We start from the raw sequence: 21,767 nt of genomic DNA, 5'->3' as shown, positions 1-21,767 counted from the left end.
GCTCCTAGTAATAGATTGGCGTGGGGCTCAAGCGCCCAGCAGGCGGTTGCCCGATTCCGTCATGGAATCGCTGGCCTTGAATACTTTCATCTGCATCTCGAAACTGCGGTTCAGGCTCATGGTGGCGACCATTTCCTCGACGGCCGAGACGTTGCTGCCTTCCAGGTGGCGGTCGCGGATGCGTACCGCCGGATCGGCCTGCAAGTCTTCGCCGCTGCGCGCCACGATCAGGCCCGCCTCGTTCTTGGTCAGCTCGCCCGCTTCGGCGTTGACCAGCTTGAGCTTGTCGACCGTCTGCATTTGCGCGGTGCCCGGCACCTGGATGGAAATCGTGCCATCGCTGCCGATCGACAGGCTGGTGTGCTCGGGAATCGTGATCGGGCCGCCTTCGCCCAGCACGGGCCGGCCATTGATGGTCAGCGCGCCCGTTTCATCGAGATCCATGGCGCCGGCGCGCGTGTAGGCTTCGCCGTTTTGCCACTGCACCGCAAGAAAGCCGGGGCCCGTGACGGCTACGTCGAGTTCGCGTCCCGTTTCCTTGATGGCGCCCGTGCGCGTGCCGACGGCGCTCGACTGCGTCTGCGTCATGTGGCGGTCGTCGTAGCCATAGCCGTTTTGCAACGGCTGGGCAGTGGACACTTCCAGGTTGGCGCGAAAGCCGCCCGTCTCGATGTTGGCCAGGTTGTTGGCGTGTACCTGCTGTGCCCGCAGGGCACGGTCGGCCCCGCTCATGGCGGTATAAATCAGCGCATCCATTGCTCTTTACCTTTGCGTATCGTGGATTACAGCGCTTGCATCAGCGATTGCAGCATGGCGTTCTCGGTCGAGATGACCTTCGAGTTCGCCTGGTAGTTACGCTGCGACGTCATCAGGCCCACCAGTTCGGAGGTGATGTCGACGTTCGACTGTTCCAGCGAGCTCGTCGTCAGTTTGCCGGCCATGCCGACGCCCGGACGGTCATACATGGCGGTGCCGGACGTGGTCGAGGCGACCCAGCTGGTATCGTTGACGGCCGTCAATGCGCCTTCGTCGGGGAAGGTGGCCAGGGCGATCACGCCGATGCTTTGCTTCTGGCCGTTTGTGTATTTCGCCACGACGGAGCCGTCATCGGCCAGTTCCACGCCCGTGTAGGTGCCCGAGGCATAGCCGTCGGCACGGTCGGTCGAGGTGGTCGCTTCGCCGGCGAACTGGGTGGTGCCCGTGTAGTCGATGGCGATCGACAGCGGCGCGGCGCCTGTCGGCGTGCCCAGCGCCAGGTTGACCGGCGCGGTCAGGTTCAGCTTGCCGGAGGTATTGAAGGTCATGCTCGTCACCGTCCCCAGATCGGCGTTGTCGAGGGTGTAGTGCACGTCCACGCCCGTTGCCGTCTTGACGAAGTACTGGCCCACCGAGTGCTTGGCGCCCAGCGAATCGTAGACGATCGAGGACTTGGCGCTGTTGTAGCTCAATTCATTGGTCTTGTCGAAAGCCGGGGTCTTGATGGTCCATTCGGACGACATGTTGGCGGCATACGCCAGCTTGGTCGATGCCACGGCAGGAATCTGGCCCGTCGGAATGTTCATGTCGCCCATGGTGCCCAGGGTGGTGCTGCCCTTGACGGCGGCATAACCCTGCACCAGGCGGCCGTTCGAGTCGATCAGCTTGCCCTCATTGCTGGCCGAAAAGATGCCGACGCGGCTGTAGGTCATGGTGTTTTGCGCATCGCGCGTGACGAAGTAGCCGCGGCCATCGATGGCTGCGTCGAGCGCGCGGCCCGTGTTCAGCACGCCGCCATTGAGCGACATGCTTTGCGTGATCGAGCCCACTTCCGTGCCCGTGGCGCGCGAACCGGCGTACATGGCCGAAAAGTTGGCGCGGCTGCTCTTGAAACCGTAGGTGCCGGCATTGGCGATATTGTTACTGGTGCTGTTCAACTGTTGGTTGATGGACTGGATACCGGACAGGGCGATGTCGAAACTCATGTTGACTTCCTTTAGTGAAGGACGAGATTAGTGTGCAGGAAACGAAGGGGCGAGCGGATCAGGCCGTCTTGCCGTTAAAGCCGGTGATCGCGCCAGGGTTGACTTCGCCCAGGTTCGACACGCTCAAAATCATGCTGCCGCTGGACGACAGGCGCACGCTGTTGAGCTTGCCTGCAATGTCGACCGTTGGTTTTTCGGCGCCGCTGGTGCTGACCGTCATGCTGTAGGTGCCGGCAGGCAAGCCCAAGGCCACGGGATCGATGGTGAACGGCACCGTGCCGGGCGCCTTGGCGCCCAGTTCGATCTTGTATTCCTTGTCGTCCAGCCCTTTCAGGGTCACGGTGGTCTTGGTGGTGCTGGCTGCCAGCGCGATGGTGCCGCTGACCTTGCTCTTGTCGAGCTGGACCGTTTCAGTGTTGACCATGACTTCCGAGCCCACTTGCGCGCCCAGGGCCAGCACTTGCATCGATTGCAGCACGCTGGCATTGGCGCTGGTCAGCGCCGACAGGTTTTGCATCGCTTCCGTTTGCGCCTGCTGCGTCAATTGATTGACGAACTGGCTCGGATCGGTCGGCGCGAGGGGATCCTGGTTCTTGATCTGCGCGACCAGCAACTTGGTGAACATATCCTGGGTGGCATTGCTTTGCGACTTGACGGCATTGCTGTTGCTATTGCTGCCGCTGGTGTTATTTGTAAAGAGGTTGGTTTCCATGGATTATGCTTCACCTAATTTGAGGAGCGATTGCTGCATCGACTTGATGCGGCCCAGAACTTCGACATTTGTTTCAAACGCGCGCGAGGCCGACATCATGTCGGTCATCTCGGCAACCTGATTGACGTTGGGATAGAACACCATGCCATCGGCATTGGCCATCGGGTGGCCCGGTTCATAGACCTTGCGCAGCGGCTCATCGCTTTGCACCACGTCGAGTACCTGTACTCTTCCACCGGCGCCGCTGGCGCCCGGGCCGTCCATCACGGCCGCAAACACGGGCTTGCGCGCGCGGTAGGTTTCGCCTTCGGAACCGGCAACGGAATCGGCATTGGCCAGGTTGCTGGCGATGGTATTGAGGCGCACGGTTTGCGCCGCCATCGCCGAACCGGCGATCTTGGAAATGTCCTGGAAGCTCATGCTGATCCTTATTGTCCGGAAATGGCCTTGGACAGACCCTTCAGTTTCATGTTGACGAAAGTGAGGCTGGTCTGGAAGTCGGTGGCATTCTGCGAGAACGCCGCCTGCTCGACGCCGATTTCGACGGTGTTGCCGTCGCGGCTAGGGTGGTAGGGGACGCGGTACAGGGCGCTGGCATCGTCATCGGTCGACAGCAGGCCCGCCTCGTTGTCCTGCAACTGCTGCAGGGCGCTGCCGAAATCCATGTCCATGGCCTGGAAGCCGGGCGTGTTTTCATTGGCGATGTTGGCGGCCAGTACGCGTGTACGGTCGGCACGCAGCGCGAGTGCATCGGCGTGCACGCCCAGCGCATCCTTGAAATTAATCCCCATGGTCATCCTTTGTGTTGAATTCGATCGTGCTTTTTGCGGTTCGGGCCAGAAAATAGGTGGTGCAGAGGTAAAATCCCAGCCTGGTCATGTTGACGCATGGTAAGGTCATGCCGCTTCAGTATCTTTGATTAAGGTTAGCAATGATTTACTTTGAGAACTATTCCGTGATGTGGAACAAGGCGCAATGTCGTCACATACTGCTTCCGGGCCTCTTTTTACTGACCAGCCTATATAGTAGTGCAGGATGCGCAGAATTGCCAGCCGACAATATATTTTCGCGTGTGGAACAATTGGCGCGCGAGCAATTGGTGCAGCAAGCAGCCTCGGCGGGACTGCTGGAACCGCAGTTTCAAGTGGCCGTGGTCAAAAGCACGCGCCCCGTGCCGGCGTGCGCGGCGCCCGTCGCGCTGGAAACGGCGGACAGCCGTTCGGCGCAGCGCATGCGCTTCGTGGCAGTGTGTCCTGGAAGCAACGGTTGGCGCTATGAAATGCTGGCGCGCGGCAGCATTACGGCCCAGGTCGCGGTGACGAGCGCCCCCGTGACGGCGAATACGCCGTTGCAGGCGGGCGACGTGACCCTGGCGCGGCGCGATGTGACGATGGTGCCGGACAGTATTTCCTCCTTGCCCGGCGCCGTTGGCCTGTCGAGCCGGCGCAGCTTGCGTGCCGGCGAAGTGCTGCGGCAAGGGCAACTGGCGTCGCCCGTGTTGATCAAGCGGGGCAGTGCGGTGAATATCGTGGCGCGCAAGGAGCAGGTGGAAGTGAGCATGTCCGGCGAAGCGCTGGATCCGGGCGCGCTGGGCGAGGTGATTCGCGTGCGCAACGCCACCAGCGGCACGGTGATACGTGCCAGGGTGGTCGATGCGGGCGTGGTGGAACCGGCCGAACTTCCCGGCCGTTAAGGAAACTACTCGGCGGCGGCCGTGCGCTGCAGACGCGTCGCCAGCTGGGTCAGCTTGGCGGCGTAGTTGGGGTCGGTGGCATAGCCGCCGCGCGCCAGGCCTTGCGCGAAAGCGCCCGCGTCGCTACCCGTGTTCAGGGCGGCGCGGTAGCGTGGATTGTCGAGCAATACTTGCGCATAGTCGCGGAAGGCGCTGGCCTGGTCCGGATAACTGCGGAAACGTTCCGTTTTCTTCAGGGCCGTGCCGCTGCCCGCCTCGTATTCGGTGGTGACATTGCTGGCCACGTCGCCTTGCCATTTGCCGCCGGCCTTGATGCCGAACAGATTATTCGTGTCCGCGCCCGTGCCCTGGCGCAGCGGACGCTGGCCCCAGCCCGATTCCAGCGCCGCGTGGGCGGCGACGATTTCCGGCGCCACGCCCAGGCGCGCGCCCGTTTCCTGCGTCCATGGCTTGATCGAGGCGAGGAATTGCTGCTGCGTTTCGCCGATCTCGCCGCCCTGGTTGATGCTGCCCAGCACATTGACGGGCTGGCTCTGTTCCAGGTAGGCGCGGCCTTGCGGGTTCAGGCTGGTGGCGTTGCCGCCGCCCTGTTCGATGAAGCGGGCCACTTCGCCCTGTACTTGCCGGAACACGCTGCTGAAACTGCCGGCGCCTGCCGTGGCAGGGGTTGCGTGCATATTGCTTTGCACGGCATTCGTCGCCATCGTCGACGGCGTGGCGGCCATGGCGCCCATCTGTGAAAAATCAGCCTGGCGCATACGTATCTTCCTCGCCATGCAGCACGCGCTGCATGATGCTGTACTGCTCTGTTAATAAATCGCTGTTGCGGGCATTCAGGCGCTTGCATTCGAGCACCATCTGCTCGAGCGCAGCCCAGTCGCGCTCGGCGGTGACGCGCGCGTCATCTTGCAATAACGCAAACAATTGCGGCATATCGCCTTGCGGGCCCAGCAGGGCCGTGACGAGGCTGACCCGCTGGCGGCGGCGCGCATCGAGGGGCTCGACGGCGGCGATGACCTGGTCGGCCAGTGCCGTCAATTGCGCGCTCTGATGGTGCAAGGTCGCCTGGAATTGCTCTTCCAACACGGTTTGCAGGGCGGCATAGCCGATGCTGTCGTCTTTCATGCCTTGCAGCACGCGGCGCATGGCTTCCTGGCGCGTGATGCCCTTGCGCGGTGCGGTCACGATTCGCCGCCGTGGAAACGCTGGATCAAGCCTGCCAGTTTCGACGGATCGAACGGCAATTCGCCCTTGGCCAGCGCATCGCGCAGCATGGCCACGCGCTCATGGTCGATTTCCGGCATGGCGCGCAGGGCGGCCATGGCCGGTTGCAGCACGGCCGATTGCAGTTCCGCCCCGGCCGACGAGCCGCCCATGGCGCCGGCGGCGCCCGCGTTCTCGGCGATCGCCTCGGCCGGCGCGACGGCGCTGCTGCGTACGGCAGCGCCGGTATTGCCGGAGGAGATTTTCATACGTTGTCCCTTGCCCTTAATTTGCATGCTCATCCCGCTCCTTCTTTGCGGGCAAGCCCAGTTTCTCGCGCAGGCGCTGCAAGGTGCCCGAGTCCGGTTCGCCCACTTGCAATTCTTCGCCCTGCGGCTTTTGTCCGGCCATGCCGAACATGGCGGCGATGCTGTCAGCCTGGCCACGCGTCAATATTAACAGTTCGATGCGGCGGTTGATGCCGGCGCTGGCGTTTTTTACGTCCAGCGGCGCGCGGTCGGCCATGCCGACCACTTGCAGCACGCTGTCCGGACTCATGCTGCCGATCAACAATTGCGCGCGCGCCGACATGGCGCGGTTGGCCGACAGGGTCCAGTTCGAAAAGCCTTCATAGCCGGTATTGGCGTATTGCATCGAGTCGGTGTGGCCGACGATCAGCATCTGGTTATCCATTTGCGCAAACACGGGGCCCATCTGGCGCAGCAACTTGCGGAAACGGTCGGTCGGCACGGCGCTGCCGCGCACGAACATGCCTTGCTTGTCCGTGTCGTGCAGCATGACGCGCAAGCCGTACGGCGTGATCACGGATTGCAAATTGCTCTTCAATCCCGCTTCATCGCTGAGCTTATCGAGCGCGCGCGACAGGCTCAGCAGGTCTTCCGGCGATTGGTAGCTGACCTTGGTCTGGTTGGGCGGCGCGGTGCCGGCCTTGCCGTCCTGCATCTGCTTGCCTTCCGTGCGCGTGTCGCCCGTGCCTTTGCGGGGCATGGGGAAGCGCTCGATCAGGCTGCCGCGCGGGCCGCCTTTCTGTTCCGGCATGACGCCCTGGCCTTCGCCCTGGCGGCTGCCTGCCGACGCATCCATCATGATTTCCTTCATCGCCTGCTGCTCGCGCGCGGCCATCAGCCACAGCACGAGGAACAGCGACAGCAGGGCCAGGCAAAAGTCGGCGAACGCTACTTTCCAGGCGCCGCCATGGCCATCGTCGTCGTGCTTGCGGCCGGCACGCTTGATGATGGCCTGTTCATGTTTCTCATGCGGCTTTAGCACGGCGGCCTCCCCGGCCTTGGCCTTGCTCTTGTTCGGCGCCGCCATCTTCCAGCGCATTGATCCAGCTTTCCAGCTGGGCGAAGCTAGGCTTGATGTTCAGCTGCACCAGGCGGCGGCCCGCATCGATGGCCAGCAGGGGCGGTTTGCCCGCCACGTGCGTGACCAGCACGACCTTCACGCATTCCATGGTCGAGCCTTCCTCGCCCACCAGCTGTTTCATCATGTTGCACATCGGATCGAGCACGCCGTAGCAGAAGAAGATGCCGATGAAGGTACCGACCATGGCGGCGCCCACTTTTTCCGAGATTTCCGCCGCATCGGCGCCGTCGGCCACGGAATTCATGGCCATCACGATACCCAGAACGGCGGCCAGGATACCGAAGCCGGGCATGGCTTCGGCAATCTTGTGCAAGGATTTCGACGGTTGCAGCAATTCGTCGTGGATGGCTTCCAGTTCCTGCTCCAGCACGCCTTCCAGCTCATGCGCGTTGATCTTGCCCATCGCCATCAAACGGAAGTTGTCGACGATGAAGGCCAGCAGCTTCGGCTCTTCCAGCACCAGCGGATAGCGCTGGAACAGGGCGCTTTCGCGCGGCGCCTCGACGTGGGCGTCGAGCGCCTTCAGGCCGCCGGCGGCCGTTTGCAGCAGTTCATACATCAGCAGCAACAACTGGCGCTGGAATTCCGAGCCTTGCTTCTTGTGCGTGACGATCTTGCGCATCTGGTGCAGCATTTCACCGAGTACATGCTTGGGGTTGCCCAGCACCAGGGCGCCGACGGCGGCGCCGATGATGATGATCAACTCGACCGGTTGCCAGATCGCGTGGACGGTGCCGCCCATCAGGGCGAAGCCTCCGAATACACACCCCATCACGATTAAGATACCGATAATTACCATGTCAACTGCCTTTCTGCGTCATTGTGCTGCGTCAATTTGATGGATAGTGCTGAAACTTATGCGTCTTGCAGCATGGTTTTCATCTTGCCCAGCGCCGTCTTGTTCAACTGGCAGACGCGGGCGTCGCTCAGGTCTAGCACGGCGGCAATTTCTTTATAGCTCAGTTCGAATTCGTAATACATCTGGATTACGCGCTGTTCCCGTTCGTCCAGCGTGCGCAGCGCCTGTTCCAGGCTGCGCCGCACCATCAATTGCTCTTCCGGGCTCGGTGCGCTGTCGGCTTGTCCCAGGCTTTCCTGCAGCACTTCATCAAAACTGGCGATCAGCTCGGCGTTTTCCGCCAGCTGGTACTCCTGGAAGGCTTCCGGCGTCAGCTTCAGGGCCGCCATGATTTCCGCTTCCAGCGGCTCGCGCCCCAGGCGCCGGGTCAGGGCGCGCACGCTGTCGCGCAGGCGGTGGCTTTCCTGGCGCACGGCGCGCGGACGCCAATCCTGGCGCCGCAATTCATCGAGGATGGCGCCGCGGATGCGCAGGCTGGCATAGCTGCCGAACGATTGGTCCGGCACGCCGTAGCGGCGCAAGGCTTCGAGCAAGCCCATCAGGCCGATCTGTTCCATGTCGTCGCGGTCGATGGCGCCCGACACCTGCGAATTGAGCTGGCGCACGATGCGTTTCACCAAAGGGGAGTACGCCACCAGATGTTGTTGTTCTTCGGCAACACTGAGCACTGCCGCGCAAGCGCTGGCGGCGGCATATTCGCCGGCGCCATACGCTTCCTGGTATTGCTCTACATAGGCCAAGGGATCTCCCACTAGGTCGGCTGGCGTGTTGGCTTATTCAATGATCAGCTTGCCGACCATGACTTCGGTGAACGGTTTTTCCATCTGTTCGCGTTCATAGCTGACATTGAAGGCCTTGTTGATCTGTTCGGCAAATTGCTCCACCGTCATCGTCTGTGCCTTGTCCATCGGGAAACTCGACAGGGTGCTGACGGCGATCGAACGCATCAGCGGCAAGTGGTCCTTGGTCAGCTTTTCCTTTTCTTCGGTGGTGGCGATCACCAGGTCGGCCGACAGGTAATGCGTTTCGCCTTCGCCGGGGCCGCGCCGCAGCATCACGATGACCTTGTCCAGCGTGAGGAACTTGCGCGCCTTCTTGCCTGTGGCCGGCGGCGGGGTCTTGGCTTCGGCCACCTCGGCATGGCCGGCAACCGGCTTGGCCAGGTACCACATGGCGCCGCCAGCGGCGCCGGCGGCCAGCACGGCCACGGCGACAAAGCCGCCTATCAGTTTCATTTTCATATTCATCAGGCAGTCTCTCGCTCATGCATGGCGTAAGTGGTACCGGCAGGGCTGCCGTCGGACAGGGCGCGCCCCGGTTCCGCGTCGTCGTTCTGGCGGCCCGGTTGACGCTGGCCGCGCGCATCGCCTTCGGCAAACGCCTGGGCGGCGGGGCTGCGCGGGGTGGCGCTGATATTCACGGCCACCTCGGTGTACTGGCGCTGCGCCAGGTCGCTGCGCATGTTTTCGCCGATGCCTTGCAGCTGGCGCAACACTTCCGAGTTCGACGCCGTGACGTTCACCTGCAGCGCGCCAGCCGTGTGGCGGATGGAAATTTCAATGCGGCCCAGCATGGGCGGGTCGAGGCGGATTGTCGCGTGTTCGCTGTTGCGGCCGATCTGCGTCTGCAGGCGTTCGCCCAGCGCTTCGCGCAGCGGTTCCTGCCATTGCTGGGCAGGGCCGTTGAGCTTGATGGTATCGCCGGACGGAGCCGCCGGGGCCGTATTGCCGACCGCGCCCGTCAAACCCAGGTTGGGCGTGGCGGGTGCCGGCGTCGCGGCGCCGCGTTCGCCCTCGCGCGCGGCAGGGGCGGCGGCGGCCGTCACGGGAGCGCCCTGTTGCAGCAGCGCTTCGAATGGCTGTGCCGGCGCGCTGCCCTTGGCGGCGGTCGCCGGGTTGGCGGCGGCCAGCGGTTCGCGCGTGTCGCGCCCTGGCGCTGGCGCCATTGCCGGCGCGGACGCGGTGAGGGTGACGGCCGCGGGATGCAGGCTGATGTTGAGTGCAGGGTTGGCTTGCGCCGCATTCGCCTGCACCGGTGTCTGTGTTTGTGTCTGGGCTGCGGCGCGCGCCTCGGCTGCGGCCGCGTCCGTTGGCGGCAGCATCGTCACCGGCAAGCCGATGACGGGGGCGGCCATGGCCGGCAGGCTGCTGTCGGCCTGGGTGTCGCTGTCACCGTCCTTGGCGGGTGCAGGCGCGGGCGTGCCGGCGTCGGCCGTTTCCACGGCGGTCACATCGAGCACCTGCGCAAACAGGGGCAGGGCGGAGGGCGCCGTCCCGCTGCTGCCATAGCCTGGCGTGCCGGGCAAGGCAGCGGTCTGTGCCGGCGCTGGCGCCGGTGCGGATGCAGCGGAGGCCGCCGGTGCCGGAGCGGCCGGCGCCGTGTTGAAGTTCATGATCATGCTTGATTCCCGTCCGAGTCGTATTCGCCGAGCGCGGCGTAGGCGACCCAACCTTCCTTATTTGCCTGTAATGCACCCAGGTGTAACCCCAGGCGTTCTTTTTCCTCAGAGCAAATTTTAACCGCTTGCGCGTGAATTTTGCGCAATTGCAACAATTCTGTTTGTTCCAGCGCATTCCATGCGCCCCGTTCAGCCAGCAGCGGGATGTTTTTCGCCAGGCTGGCCGAGAGTTTTTCCATCGCCTCCCAGTCCGACTGCGCGATGGCCGCGCTCAATTGCCGGCTCAGCTGCTGCAGCGCGGCGCGCCTAGGCATTGTTGGCCTGGACGCCCACCCAGCCGCGCTTGATGGTGGTCATCAAGGTCGTCACTTCGTCGATCAGGGTCGGGTCGAGCTTGATGCCGGCCGTGTACAGGCGCGCCACGCAATAGTCGTACAGGCGCGCCAGGTTGACGACCACTTCGCCGCCATTGTCGAAATCGAGCGAGCTCGACAGACCGTTGATGATCTGCGTGCATTTATCCAGGCTGATGGCCTTTTGTTCGTAGCGCTTGCCCACGATATGCCCGCGCGCGCGCGCCAGTTCTTCCAGCAGGCCGTCCGTCAGCACCAGTACCAGTTCGACCGGTGTGGCGCGGGCGGTCTGGGCATCCAGGTTGACGGCGTGGTAGTTGCCGTAAGCTTCATTGTTTAACATGATTGTATTCTCGCTATGTTAACTGTGGCGGCGCGGCAGGCGCATCCGCCTTAGGATTTATTGTTGCTAAACATGGCATCGAACATATCGGACGTCTTGCTCATTTGCTCCTGCAATACTTGCAGACGCGTAAATTGATCGAGGAAGCGTTTGTATGCCGTGTCATATTGGGCCGTGAGGCGCTCGCCGCTCTTGACCAGGCTTTTCTGCAGCTTGTCCGTGGCGGCCTGGCGCTGGGTGATCTGGCCCTTGGTGACATTGCTCCACTGGCCCAGTACCTTGTCCAGGCTGCCGAGCACGCCGGCCGGGGCGGACAGGCTGTTGTTGCCAAAAAGCTTGTCCAGGCCCGTCGGGTTGTCGGCCAGCTTGGCCGTCAGCTTGGCGGCGTTGAGGCTGATGGTGCCGTCGCGCTGGGCCGTAATGCCGTAGGACACGAGCGAGACGCCATTGATGTTCAGGCGCAGGGCGTCGCCCATGCTGCTGCGCAAGGCATTCAGACCGGAATCATGGGCGAAGATGCCCGCGGCGATGTTCTTTTCCGGATTGCCGGGGCTGGCCAGGCCATCCATCAGGGTTTTCAGCTTGTTGTAGGCATCGACGAACGCTTGCACGTTGGCGGCGGTGCCGGAGTTGTCGGTGGCGACGGTCAGCGTGACGGGCGCTTCGGCGGCACTCATGGCGCGGGTGAACGTGATTTTCACATCCTGCACGTTGGTGAATGTATTCGATGCCTGCGTGATGGCCGTGCCGCCGGGTTTGCCGCCCAGCCAGACGATGGCGTCGTCAGCCTTGACGACTTCCTTGATGTTGGCCGGAGCGATCAGCGCGCCTTTCAGCGCGATATTGTCGACAGCGCTGGCGTCGAGCGTGGCGGCGTTGGCAATGCCCGTCGCATTCGACGTCAGTACCAGTTGCGCCTGGTTATTGATGGTCACGATGGAGGCGGTGACGCGCGAATTGTTCTTGCTGTTGCCGTTGATGGCGGCAGCGATTTCCTGCGGTGTCAGTGTGCCGTTGCCATCCTTGTCGGCGGCGGCCAGGTCGATGTTGAGCGTGTTGTCGCCCACGCCATCGCCGATTTTCACTTTCAGCGTACCCGTGCCATCGGCGGTATTGACGTTGCTCAAGCCGCCATACGACATCTGGCTGGCCGTGGCCAGTTTTTCAACAAAAAAGGAATAGGTGCCCGGCGTCGCATTGATGCCGGCCGTGGCCGTGCCGTAACCGGCGGCGGGGAAGGTGGCGGACTGGCTCAGCACCGATTTGCTGCTGGTCATGGACGACATGGCGCTCTGGAAGGCGGAGATGGCCGACTTCAGGTTGCCCAGCGCCGTGCTGGTGTTGCTGGCCAGCGTGTTCTGCGCCTGAAGGGCGGCCTTTTGCGCGGCGATAGCCTTGGTAGCCAGTTTTTCGGCCGTTGGGATCGGATCGTATTGCGGTGCAGTAATTACGCTTGCCATGCCAGACTCCTGAATAAAGGGATATACCGGTACAAGGCGACCCCCATTCCCGTTTTGTGAAGTTTTCCTGAAAGAAACTTACACAAACCTCATTTTACCTGCCCGCGGAACCAGAATTGCGTCGCCAGCTCGTCTTGCCGCTTGGCATCGACGCGTTGTTGCTCATTTGCAACATACTTTTGTTTCTGCGTGAGGACCTGGTCCAGCACTTCGCGCTTGGCCCAGGCCGTATTGAGCGCGCGTTGCGAAACGGCCATGTTGGCTTCGTGCAAATGCAGGTCGGTACGGTGCTGGTCGGCCATCTGCATGACGGCTTGCTTGAAGTTGCCGCAGTTGACGGACAGGGCCAGGGGCAAGGCGCCGCTGGGGCCGCTATCCGTGTACAGACCCGTCAGGCGTTCCAGGTTTTTCTGGTAGCGCTCGCGCACGGCCGTCTGCGCCGCCATTTCGCCTTGCAGGCGTTCCACTTCGGTGCTGCGCAGGCCGACCAGGGTGGTCAGGTTGCGGATGGTATGCGCGTCGCTCACGTATGCTCCTAGGCCATGATCTGTTCAAGTTGTTCGATGCACGGTCCCATCGGCGCCTCTTCCTTGGTGCCCTGGCACAGGAAGGCTTCGATGGGCGCGTGCAGCTGGACGGCGCGGTCGGTGATCGGGTCCGCGCCGGGCACGTAGGCGCCCAGCGGGATCAGGTCGCGCACGCGCGCATGGCGCGCCATCGACGCTTTCAGCGCGCGCGCCGCCTGCATGTGGGTGGGCGTGATCACCTGCGCCATGCAGCGGCTGATCGAGGCGGCGATGTCGATGGCGGGGTAGTGGCCCCGCTCGGCCAGTTCGCGCGTGAGCACGATATGGCCGTCGAGAATCGCGCGCGCCGTGTCGACCACGGGGTCCTGCTGGTCGTCGCCTTCGGCCAGCACCGTGTAGATGGCGCTCATGCTGCCGTCCGGGTGGGCGCCGTTGCCGGCGCTTTCCACCAGTTGCGGCAAGTTCGAAAACACGGACGGCGGGTAGCCGCGCGTGGCCGGCGGCTCGCCCAGGGCCAGCGCCACTTCGCGCAAGGCCATGGCATAGCGCGTCAGCGAGTCGACCAGCAGCAGCACGTGCTTGCCCTGGTCGCGGTAATGGGCGGCGATCGAATGGCACAGTTCGGTGGCCATGATGCGCATCAACGGCGATTCATCGGCCGGGGCGATCACCAGCACGGCTTTTTTCAAGCCTTCGGCGCCGAGCGACTTTTCGACGAATTCGCGCACTTCGCGGCCCCGTTCGCCGATCAGGCCGACGACGACGACATCGGCCACCGTCTGGCGCGTGATCAGGCCCAGCAGCACGCTCTTGCCGACGCCGGAACCGGCCATCAGGCCCACGCGCTGGCCCTTGCCCAGGGTCAGCATGCTGTTGATGGCGCGCACGCCCACGTCCAGCGGTTCGACCACCGGTTGTTTCTTCAGGGGATTGATCTTCGGCGGCGTGACTTCCAGGATGTGTTCGCCACCGAGGCGGCCCAGGTCGTCGATCGGCTCGCCCAGGCCATTCACCATGCGGCCCAGCCACGACGGGCCGATCTGCAGGCTGGCCTTGTCGGGCAAGGGCAGAACCCTGGCGCCGGTGGTCAGGCCCGTGGCCTTCTTGAACGGCATCAGGTAGGACAGTTTTTCGCGAAAACCGACGACTTGCGCATCGAGCCACTCGCCGCTCACAGTTTCAATTTGACAACGCTGGCCCGTGTGCAGGCGGCAGCCGGCGCTTTCCAGCAGCAGGCCGGACGCGCCGACCAGGCGGCCGGTGGGTGTCGCGACCGGGATATCTCCGATCTCGAAACTGCGCAGCGTGTCGGCGATCATGCAGGCGCGCCCTGGTCTGCGTGTTCGGCGGCCAGCGCCAGGTGGCTGCTGACTTGTTCCATGCAGGCCGACAGGCGCTGATGGCAGCCCGCGTCGACTTCATTGTCGCCCGCCTTGATGCGGCATTCGCCCGCGTCCAGGCGCGCGTCGGCGATCAGGTTCCAGCGCTTGGCGCGCTTCGGATCGAGTTCGCTGATGCGTTTGAGTTCTTCCGGATTGAGGAAGACGTCGATTTCTTCGCGCGTGGGCGGCATCGAGGCCAGGGTCTCGTCGACCAGGGCCAGCAATTGCACCGGCTGCAGCGCCAGTTCCGCGCGGATCACTTGGCGCGCCACCTTGGCCACCAGGTCGACCACTTCCTTGCGCTGCGCTTCGCGGTAGTCGGCGCGCACTTTTTTCAGGTCGCGCAGGATGGCGTCGACGGGGCGCGCCAGGCGGTCCAGCGCCACCAGGGTTTCATTGCGACCTTCTTCGCGGCCCTGCGCCATGCCGTCGTTGCGTCCGGTGTCGTAGCCGTCCTGCTGGCCTTGCACCAGGCCCACTTCGTAGCCGTCGCGCTGGCCCTGCTCGAAGCCTTCCGAGACGGACGCCTGCCACTGGCCGTCCGTGTCCTCGTTGGATGCACGCTGACCGGCGGCGATGAATTGCGACAGGGGCGGGAAACGATACGAGCGGAAGTGTTTCATTCGATCACCGCTTCGGCAAACAGTTGCACTTCGATCTCGCCCGCATCGGCGAGGCCCTTGACGGTGGCCATGATTTCCTGGCGCGTTTGTTCGATACGGCTCAAAGGCACGGGGCCGGAACGGCGCATCATGTCTTCGAAGCTCTGCGCCTGGCGGCGCGGCATGGTTTTCAGCACGGCGTCGCGGATCGACGGTTCCGCACCCTTGAGCGCGATGGCCCACTGTTCCATCGGCACGTCTTCCAGGATGCGCGTGAGCGTGACATCGCTCTGCGTGGCCAGGATCAGGAAGTCGTACATGCTCAGTTCGATTTCCGACACCACTTCCGGGTCGTGCGCGCGCAGCAGCTCGACCAGCGCGGCGCGGTTGCCCGGCATGCGGTTGAGAATCTCGGCCGCCTGGCGGATGCCTTCCACGCTGGTGCTTTGCGTGTCGAGCGTGCCCAGGCAGCGGCCCACCAGTTCGTCGAGCTCGACCAGCAGGTCGCGGTCGATCTCGTCCAGGCGCGCCAGGTTCAGCAAGACCAGGTCGCGGCCTTCGACGGGCAGGGCGTCGAGGATCTGGCCGGCCAGCGCGGGCGGCAGGAAGGCCAGGAACACGGCTTGCATCTGCACGTGTTCATTGACGATGTATTCGGCCAGCCATTTTGGCGAAGCCCACTGCAGGCGCGCCATCTTGGGGCGGATCGCATCGCCGTAGATGTTGTTCAGCACGCTATTTGCGATATCGCTGCCCAGCGCCATGTCCAGCGAACGCTTCAGGTAGCTGCGCGAGGCGCCGTGCACGCCGCTTTGCTGGCGGTAGTCGTCGAAGAAAGTCTGCATCGCCGTTTTCACGGACTCGACCTTGATGCCGCTCATGCGCGACATCACTTGCGTGACTTCCAGCAATTCTTCGCGCGACAGGCAGCGCAGCACGTTGGCCGCCTGCTCTTCGCCTATGCTCAGCAGCACGATGGCAGCCTGTTCCACAGGGTTCAGGCTGGCGCTTTCGTATTCGGCGCCGTCGGAGGGATTATTGTTGTTGAGTTCGGCCATTTTTCTGCATCCATTGTTTGACGACTTCGGCGACACGCTCGGGTTCTTTTTCAGCCAGCACTTTCAGGTGGTCGACCATCACGTCGACCGCCGAGCCAGGCGGCGGCAAGTCATAGTTTTCCAGCAGCGGCACGACCGGCATGCTGCCGCCGGCGGCTTCGCCTTCGAGCGCCAGCGGTGTGCCATTCACGCCCAGGGCAGGCGCGCCGGCAACGGCCGCGCCGTTGGCGCCGGCGGCGGCGCTGCCGCCCAGCGCCAGGGCAGGGTCGAGCTGTTTCAGTGCAGGCGGCGCCAGGCGCGTGGTCAGCAGGCGCAGCAGCGGACGCAGGATCAGGAAGTAGCCGAGGATGGCGCCCAGTGCGTACAGCAGCCAGCTGCTGAAATCGACGACGGTATCGCGCTCTTCCCACCACTGCGCCACGGGCGGCTTGGCGGGGAAGGCCAGCGCCGTCAGGCTCAGGCTGTCGCCGCGCTGGGCGTTGATGCCCAGGCCGCTGTTGAGCATTTTTTCAATATTGCCCAGTTCGGCAGGAGTCCAGCCCGTTTTCGGGTTCGGTGCGGCGGCGCTGTTGAGGACCACGGCGACGCTGAGTTTTTCCAGGCGGCCACGGCTGCGCTTGATCTGCGTGATGCTGCGGTCGTAGGCGTACTGGCGCGTGGTGGCGTTCTTGCGGGCCGTGCCGTCGTCGGACGGTTTCGGCGCGCCATCGGCGGGTGCGGCGCCGGCGGCGTCGGCCGGTGCCGGCACGGCCGCCGCCGGCGGACGGTTCGACAGGCTGCCGGGAATGCCGGCTACGGTGCGGTTGCGTTCCTGCTCTTCGCGCATCGCTTCGCTCGTCACTTTCGGGGCTTCGCCGTATTTTTCCAGCGTTTCGTCCACGCGGTCGTTGTTCACGGCGGCCGTCACGCTGAGCTTGAAGTTGTCTTCGCCGATGACGGGGCCGAGCAAGCCCGTGACGTTGCGGCGGATTTCATCCTGGAAACGTTTCGCGCCTTCATTGCCGGCGGCCGAGGCGTCGAAGCCGTCCGTCAGGTCGACGTGCGCGGACAGCAGGTTGCCGCCCTGGTCGACCAGGCTCACGCGCGTTGGCGCCAGGCTGGCGACGCTGCCGGCCACCATGTTGATGACGGCGGCGATCTGTTCCGGCGCCAGGGTGCGGCCCGGTTTCAGCGCCACGACGATCGAGGCGGACGATTTGTCGCCGTCGCTGGCGACGAACGATGTCGATTTCGCAATCGACAGATGGACGCGCGCCGAAGCGATCGCGTCCATCGTCATGATGCTTTGCGCCAGTTCGCCTTCCAGGCCGCGGCGGAAGCGCACGTCCTGCACGAACTGCGATACGCCCAGCGGGTCATTCTTGTCCATCAGCTCCAGGCCGGCCGGCAGTTGCGCCGTCACGCCCTTCGAGGCGAGCAGCATGCGCACCTTGCCCAGCATCGCGTCGGGCACCAGCACCTGGCCGCTGTCCGGATGCAGGCGGTAGGGGATGTGTTCGGCGTCCAGCGTGGCCATCATGTCCGTCACGGCCACTTTTTCGCGCGCGCCAAACACCGGCTTGTAGTTGGCCTGGTCGCGCCAGGCATACATGGTCACCATGGCGGTGATGCCGATGGCCAGCACGACGATGGGAACCAGGTTTTTCAGCAGGGCGGGCGGGATGGCGGGCTGGGCACCAAGGCGCCAGCGCGCAAATGCGGACTTCATGGGGGTAATCACTTGGGGTAACTTTCGCTGGGAGGCTGGGCGTGGATCAGGACGTGAAGATTACAGAGGCAGTTTGATGAGTTCGTCGACGGCGCCCATGACCTTGTTGCGCACTTGCATCAACATGGAGAAGGACAGGCTCGCTTCCTGGCTGGCCAGCATGGCGCCGACCATGTCGTCGCTCTTGCCGCTGTCGACGTCGCTCATTTTCTGCGCCGCCATGCGGTCATCGCCGTTGACCTTGCCGATGGCGTCTTTCATGCTTTGCGCAAAGGAGAAGCCGGATTGTTCCGGCGCGCCGAACTGGGCGGCGGGCGCGATGCTGGCGCCCAGGGCGCGCGCGTCATTGCTCAGTGCTGCCAGATCGGCCTTGATCAGACCTGCGAGTTCGTTGCTCATCGTGCCCTCTACTTTCAATATGCGGTGACGTATCAATCAGAAATTACTGGTGTTGCCATTCCGGCAGGCATGACATCCCGCGCCATCTTGCCCGGCCCGCTTACAGGGCCCATCAGTTTTATCAGTTGCCACACCATCCGCTCAAGCAGATTCAAACAAACCCGGCAGACCTGCGCCGACGTGATTCACATGGCCATGACAACTAATAATTATCTGATAAAAGTTTCTTCTGGTGGCAATAAGCGGGACTGGAAACTGCCATAAAAACCGGAATCAGGTAAGCGGAATGGCGCACTGCAAATCTATATTTTGTCGCTATAAGCTTACCTCGCGGCAACTATAAAGTAAAGAGAGGATTGCCTCAAGGAATATTGATACATGGCAATATTTAGCTTTTTCATGTATTGTTCAGCACCGTAGTCATCCAGCATGCGATACGATGCGCAATCGTTTGCTTGCAGACCGGTACGCTAGGTCAAGATGATGCTGTATTTAATTTCGGGCGATCCGTATAATTTGTTCTGCCACCGCAATACCGACATGACCACTACATGACAATCCTTACCAAGACAGATCAAACTGTGCGCCATCAAGTCCTCGATTCCTGTCTGCTTGGACGTCCTGTCCATTTGCTGCATGTATTCGGCGCCCAGCTGCGCGACGACCTGGCCGTGGCCCTGCGCCAGCCGATGAGTCGCCGCTACTGGGGGAATTTCCAGATCGATGCCGTGACCTTGTCGCGCGTGGAAAACGAGGACAGCGTGAACCGCTGGCTGAGTTTCTCCACGCCGGCCAGCCAGACGGGCTTTGCCCTCGAACGGCAGATACTCTTGAGCGTGCTGAACTATCGCTATGGTAGTGCCGGCGCCAAGGGCGCGCTGCCCGATCCTGCGCAGGTGCGCGTGACGGCCACGGAAGAGCGCCTCGCTGTGGTGCTTGGACAACAGTTGGTGAACAGTTTGTTCTCCCGCGTGCACAAGAACCTGCAAACCCTGGGCAAAAGCAGCGACATCGACACCAGTGCCGAGGTCGCCGCGCAGTCGGGCGTGCATCCGGCGCGCGGCAGCTGGATCGTCACGGTGGCGCTCAGCGACGTCGAGGCGGGGCAGAGCGGCCAGTTCTGGTTCTCGCTGGACAAGCGCCTGATGGCCGACGTGCTGCGCGGCTTGCTGCCAGAGCGCGCGCAGGCGAAGAAAGCCTTGCGTGGCAGCGTGCGTCCGCTCGCGTCGCGCCTGCAAGTGACCCTGGAAGGCCGTCTTGTCAGCAAACAGGTGCAGCTGGGTGCCTTGTTCGACTTGCGCGTGGGCGACGTGATTCCCGTCAGCCTCAGCCGCACCGACGTCATGCTCGACGACTCCCGTCTCTTTACAGCTGCTGTTTCCGAACACAAGGGCAAGCTCTGTTTAACCTCCTTTGAAGATGTCGAATAATATGAATATGACCGATACCAACCAGAGCGAAACCCTGCTGGAAGACCTGGGCGATGACATGATCATCGACCAGGGCGACGTGTCCGACGTGGCCAGCGGCCGCGCGCGGCGCGACATTCCGCAGATGATGCGCAAGATTCCCGTCACCCTGACCCTGGAAGTGGGTTCGGCCCGCATTTCGCTGGAAGAATTGATGGCCATCGGCCCGGAAAGCGTGATCGAACTCGACATGCTGGCCGGCGAACCGCTGGTGATCAAGGTCAACGGCACGCCGATCGGCCGTGCCGAAGTGGTGGTGGCCGGCGAGAACTATGGCCTGAAAGTCATCGACCTCGACGGCCTCAATCTCGACCTGATGACAGCATGAAGCTGGCGGTACCCGGCTTGAGCCGGCGCCGCGGCGCGCTGGCTGCCGCGCTGGCTGTTCCCGTTCTGATGCTGTGCTGCAACGCCGCTGGCGCGCAGGACCTGCTGTCCGGCGTGGTGCCGGGCGCGAAGACCGACCTGTCGGTGAAGATGCAGATCCTCGTCGTCATGACCCTGCTCGGGCTGCTGCCCGTGATGGTCATGATGATGACCAGCTTTACCCGCTTCGTCATCGTGCTGTCCCTGCTGCGGCAGGCCCTGGGCCTGCAGCAGGGCTTGCCCAACCGCATCGTCACGGGCATCGCCCTGATCCTCACCCTGCTGGTCATGCGCCCCATCGGCGACCAGGTGTGGAAGGAAGCGTTCGTGCCTTACGACCGCGACCAGATCGGCATGCAGGAAGCGCTGAAGATCGCCGAAGTGCCGATTTCGCGCTTCATGCTGGCGCAGACGAGCAAGGCCGCGCTGGCGCAGATCGCGCACCTGGCCGGCGAGCCGTCGTCCATGCGCCCGCAAGACCACAGTTTCACGGTCAAGCTGGCCGCGTTTGTGTTGTCCGAACTCAAGACGGCGTTCCAGATCGGGTGCATGCTGTTCATACCGTTCCTCATCATCGATCTGGTGGTGGCGTCCGTGCTGATGGCCATGGGCATGATGATGCTCTCGCCGCTGGTGATTTCGCTGCCGTTCAAGCTGCTGCTGTTCGTGCTCGTCGACGGCTGGACCTTGACCGTCAACACGCTTGTTACCAGCATACAGGGCTATTGATCCATGTTTACCCCTGAAGTCGCCGTCGACCTGATCATCGAAGCGCTGCACGTCGTGATGCTGCTGGTGGTGATCCTGGTCGTGCCCGGTTTGCTCATGGGCTTGCTGGTCGCGCTGGTGCAGGCGGCCACCTCGATCAATGAACAGACCATGAGTTTCTTGCCGCGCCTGCTGGTCACCCTGCTGGCCCTGATCCTGGCCGGCCGCTGGATGGCCGGCTACCTGATGGATTATTGCGTGTCCATTTTTCAGCGCGCCGCCACCCTGGTCGGATAGCGCCGCGCGCCATGGATCAGATTTTCAATCAGGTGCTGCCGTTTCTGCTGGCCGTGTGGTGGCCGTTCTGCCGCATCCTGGCCATGCTCAGCGCCTCGCCCGTGATCGGCGACGCCATGGTGCCCGTCCCCGTGCGGGTGCTGCTGTCGCTGGTGCTGGCGATCCTGATGCTGCCCGTGATGCAGGCGTCGGGCATCTCGCAGGACTTGCTGAAGATCGATCCGTTTTCCCTGCACGCCGCCGTCGCCACCCTGGAGCAGGCCATCATCGGCTTCGTCCTCGGCCTGGCCTTCCACTTCGCCATGTCCGTCATGTCGGTGCTCGGTTACCTGGTGTCGAGCCAGGTGGGCTTTTCCATGGCCGTGATGAACGACCCGCTCAATGGCACCTCGTCGGACGTGATCACGGGGATGCTCACCATCATGTGCATGATCGTGTTTTTCGCCATCGACGGTCACCTCGTGCTGACGGGCGTGATCGGCGCCAGTTTCACGGCCTGGCCCGTGGGGCAGGGCTACGGACCGCTGCTGCTGCAGACGGTGGCGTATAACGTGGCATGGATTTTCGCCGCCGCCATGCTGCTGGCCTTGCCCATCGTCTTTTCCACCATGGTGGTGCAGCTGGGCTTTGGCTTCCTGAACCGGGTGGCGCCGTCGCTGAACCTGTTTTCGCTGGGTTTTTCTATGATCACCGTGTTCGGCCTGCTGATGCTGGGGCAGATCGTGCGCTTTATCCCCGAGCACTACATCGCCATGACGAATCGCGTGCTGGAAATGATCGCCGAACAGATGCGGGTAGCCCATGGATAGCGCACGTGCCAACAAGCTGCTGCGCAGTCCACTTCCGGGCTTCCGTTGCTCGCTGTACCTCCGTACAGCTG

General features: G+C 63.1%; 28 protein-coding genes. 6 read left to right on the top strand and 22 right to left on the bottom strand.

Annotated features, from left to right (window positions below; all coding sequences use genetic code 11):
* Positions 1-27: 27 nt before the first annotated feature.
* The 5 genes from OX460_RS08380 to flgB are packed head-to-tail and all read right to left on the bottom strand — an operon-like array spanning position 28 to position 3,464.
* Positions 28-756 carry a flagellar basal body rod protein FlgF gene (locus OX460_RS08380; protein ID WP_099664392.1) on the bottom strand — a complete coding sequence of 243 codons (729 nt, stop codon included), beginning with the start codon at positions 754-756 and terminating at the stop codon, positions 28-30.
* A gap of 26 nt (positions 757-782) precedes the next feature.
* Positions 783-1,961: a flagellar hook-basal body complex protein gene (locus OX460_RS08375; RefSeq protein WP_099664391.1), complete on the bottom strand. Its 1,179-nt coding sequence runs from the start codon at positions 1,959-1,961 to the stop codon at positions 783-785.
* A gap of 58 nt (positions 1,962-2,019) precedes the next feature.
* Entirely contained in the window at positions 2,020-2,673 is a 654-nt protein-coding gene (locus OX460_RS08370) for a flagellar hook capping FlgD N-terminal domain-containing protein (RefSeq protein WP_099664390.1), read from the bottom strand.
* 3 nt (positions 2,674-2,676) lie between these two features.
* Positions 2,677-3,093, bottom strand: coding sequence for a flagellar basal body rod protein FlgC (gene flgC, locus OX460_RS08365; RefSeq protein WP_034757795.1), 417 nt, complete (start codon positions 3,091-3,093; stop codon positions 2,677-2,679).
* A gap of 8 nt (positions 3,094-3,101) precedes the next feature.
* Positions 3,102-3,464, bottom strand: coding sequence for a flagellar basal body rod protein FlgB (gene flgB / locus OX460_RS08360; protein WP_034758109.1), 363 nt, complete (start codon positions 3,462-3,464; stop codon positions 3,102-3,104).
* A gap of 254 nt (positions 3,465-3,718) precedes the next feature.
* Between flgB and flgA the strand changes: the two genes are divergently transcribed.
* A complete protein-coding gene (gene flgA / locus OX460_RS08355) occupies positions 3,719-4,366 on the top strand; it encodes a flagellar basal body P-ring formation chaperone FlgA (protein ID WP_289898374.1) in 648 nt (215 codons plus the stop codon).
* A gap of 5 nt (positions 4,367-4,371) precedes the next feature.
* Here flgA and OX460_RS08350 read toward each other — a convergent pair whose 3' ends face one another.
* The 17 genes from OX460_RS08350 to OX460_RS08270 form a co-directional block, all read right to left on the bottom strand.
* A complete protein-coding gene (locus tag OX460_RS08350) occupies positions 4,372-5,124 on the bottom strand; it encodes a glucosaminidase domain-containing protein (RefSeq protein WP_180278555.1) in 753 nt (250 codons plus the stop codon).
* Positions 5,111-5,551, bottom strand: coding sequence for a flagellar export chaperone FlgN (gene flgN / locus OX460_RS08345; RefSeq protein ID WP_289898373.1), 441 nt, complete (start codon positions 5,549-5,551; stop codon positions 5,111-5,113). Before flgN ends, OX460_RS08350 begins: the two co-directional genes overlap by 14 nt.
* Complete coding sequence (flgM, locus tag OX460_RS08340; protein WP_034757812.1) at positions 5,548-5,838, bottom strand: flagellar biosynthesis anti-sigma factor FlgM; 291 nt, start codon at positions 5,836-5,838, stop codon at positions 5,548-5,550. The genes flgN and flgM overlap by 4 nt, the downstream gene beginning before the upstream one ends.
* A 16-nt stretch (positions 5,839-5,854) precedes the next feature.
* Positions 5,855-6,916 carry a flagellar motor protein MotB gene (locus OX460_RS08335; protein WP_289898372.1) on the bottom strand — a complete coding sequence of 354 codons (1,062 nt, stop codon included), beginning with the start codon at positions 6,914-6,916 and terminating at the stop codon, positions 5,855-5,857.
* Positions 6,843-7,757: a flagellar motor stator protein MotA gene (motA, locus tag OX460_RS08330; protein ID WP_034757817.1), complete on the bottom strand. Its 915-nt coding sequence runs from the start codon at positions 7,755-7,757 to the stop codon at positions 6,843-6,845. Before motA ends, OX460_RS08335 begins: the two co-directional genes overlap by 74 nt.
* 56 nt (positions 7,758-7,813) lie before the next feature.
* Positions 7,814-8,557: a FliA/WhiG family RNA polymerase sigma factor gene (locus OX460_RS08325; protein WP_077403148.1), complete on the bottom strand. Its 744-nt coding sequence runs from the start codon at positions 8,555-8,557 to the stop codon at positions 7,814-7,816.
* Between the two features lie 33 nt (positions 8,558-8,590).
* Positions 8,591-9,052 (bottom strand): flagellar basal body-associated FliL family protein, encoded by a 462-nt coding sequence (locus OX460_RS08320; RefSeq protein WP_306558280.1) that lies wholly within the window; start codon positions 9,050-9,052, stop codon positions 8,591-8,593.
* Between the two features lie 11 nt (positions 9,053-9,063).
* Positions 9,064-10,215, bottom strand: coding sequence for a flagellar hook-length control protein FliK (locus OX460_RS08315; protein WP_289898371.1), 1,152 nt, complete (start codon positions 10,213-10,215; stop codon positions 9,064-9,066).
* Positions 10,212-10,490, bottom strand: a complete 279-nt coding sequence (locus OX460_RS08310; protein ID WP_289898370.1) for a hypothetical protein — start codon at positions 10,488-10,490, stop codon at positions 10,212-10,214. The genes OX460_RS08315 and OX460_RS08310 overlap by 4 nt, the downstream gene beginning before the upstream one ends.
* A gap of 31 nt (positions 10,491-10,521) precedes the next feature.
* Positions 10,522-10,911: a flagellar export chaperone FliS gene (gene fliS, locus OX460_RS08305; RefSeq protein WP_070219791.1), complete on the bottom strand. Its 390-nt coding sequence runs from the start codon at positions 10,909-10,911 to the stop codon at positions 10,522-10,524.
* A gap of 50 nt (positions 10,912-10,961) precedes the next feature.
* Positions 10,962-12,371, bottom strand: coding sequence for a flagellar filament capping protein FliD (gene fliD, locus OX460_RS08300; protein ID WP_099664384.1), 1,410 nt, complete (start codon positions 12,369-12,371; stop codon positions 10,962-10,964).
* Positions 12,372-12,460: 89 nt separating this feature from the next.
* Positions 12,461-12,898 (bottom strand): flagellar export protein FliJ, encoded by a 438-nt coding sequence (locus OX460_RS08295; RefSeq protein WP_077403163.1) that lies wholly within the window; start codon positions 12,896-12,898, stop codon positions 12,461-12,463.
* An 8-nt stretch (positions 12,899-12,906) separates the two neighbouring features.
* Entirely contained in the window at positions 12,907-14,217 is a 1,311-nt protein-coding gene (gene fliI / locus OX460_RS08290; protein ID WP_289898369.1) for a flagellar protein export ATPase FliI, read from the bottom strand.
* Positions 14,214-14,903 (bottom strand): flagellar assembly protein FliH, encoded by a 690-nt coding sequence (gene fliH, locus OX460_RS08285; protein WP_034787861.1) that lies wholly within the window; start codon positions 14,901-14,903, stop codon positions 14,214-14,216. Before fliH ends, fliI begins: the two co-directional genes overlap by 4 nt.
* Positions 14,900-15,940 (bottom strand): flagellar motor switch protein FliG, encoded by a 1,041-nt coding sequence (locus tag OX460_RS08280; RefSeq protein WP_077403172.1) that lies wholly within the window; start codon positions 15,938-15,940, stop codon positions 14,900-14,902. The genes fliH and OX460_RS08280 overlap by 4 nt, the downstream gene beginning before the upstream one ends.
* Positions 15,918-17,648, bottom strand: a complete 1,731-nt coding sequence (gene fliF / locus OX460_RS08275) for a flagellar basal-body MS-ring/collar protein FliF (RefSeq protein WP_077403175.1) — start codon at positions 17,646-17,648, stop codon at positions 15,918-15,920. Before fliF ends, OX460_RS08280 begins: the two co-directional genes overlap by 23 nt.
* Positions 17,649-17,708: 60 nt before the next feature.
* Positions 17,709-18,047: a flagellar hook-basal body complex protein FliE gene (locus OX460_RS08270; protein WP_034787870.1), complete on the bottom strand. Its 339-nt coding sequence runs from the start codon at positions 18,045-18,047 to the stop codon at positions 17,709-17,711.
* Positions 18,048-18,598: 551 nt separating this feature from the next.
* On the opposite strand from OX460_RS08270, the gene OX460_RS08265 reads away from it, so the two are divergent.
* Genes OX460_RS08265 through OX460_RS08245 form a run of 5 tightly spaced genes read left to right on the top strand, consistent with a single transcriptional unit; the run spans position 18,599 to position 21,696 of the window.
* On the top strand, positions 18,599-19,477 hold the full coding sequence (locus OX460_RS08265) for a FliM/FliN family flagellar motor switch protein (RefSeq protein ID WP_257218649.1): 879 nt from the start codon (positions 18,599-18,601) through the stop codon (positions 19,475-19,477).
* Position 19,478: 1 nt separating this feature from the next.
* Positions 19,479-19,844, top strand: a complete 366-nt coding sequence (locus OX460_RS08260) for a FliM/FliN family flagellar motor switch protein (RefSeq protein WP_077403184.1) — start codon at positions 19,479-19,481, stop codon at positions 19,842-19,844.
* Positions 19,841-20,611 (top strand): flagellar type III secretion system pore protein FliP, encoded by a 771-nt coding sequence (gene fliP / locus OX460_RS08255; protein WP_077403187.1) that lies wholly within the window; start codon positions 19,841-19,843, stop codon positions 20,609-20,611. Before OX460_RS08260 ends, fliP begins: the two co-directional genes overlap by 4 nt.
* A gap of 3 nt (positions 20,612-20,614) precedes the next feature.
* Positions 20,615-20,887, top strand: coding sequence for a flagellar biosynthetic protein FliQ (locus OX460_RS08250; protein ID WP_034757874.1), 273 nt, complete (start codon positions 20,615-20,617; stop codon positions 20,885-20,887).
* A gap of 11 nt (positions 20,888-20,898) precedes the next feature.
* Complete coding sequence (locus tag OX460_RS08245; RefSeq protein ID WP_077403190.1) at positions 20,899-21,696, top strand: flagellar biosynthetic protein FliR; 798 nt, start codon at positions 20,899-20,901, stop codon at positions 21,694-21,696.
* Positions 21,697-21,767 lie beyond the last annotated feature (71 nt).

Source organism: Janthinobacterium sp. SUN033 (genome assembly GCF_030397595.1).
In the GTDB taxonomy this organism is placed as follows: Bacteria; Pseudomonadota; Gammaproteobacteria; order Burkholderiales; family Burkholderiaceae_D; genus Janthinobacterium; species Janthinobacterium kumbetense.
Note: the sequence above shows the minus strand (reverse complement) of the source record. Positions and strands in the feature narration are given on the sequence as shown.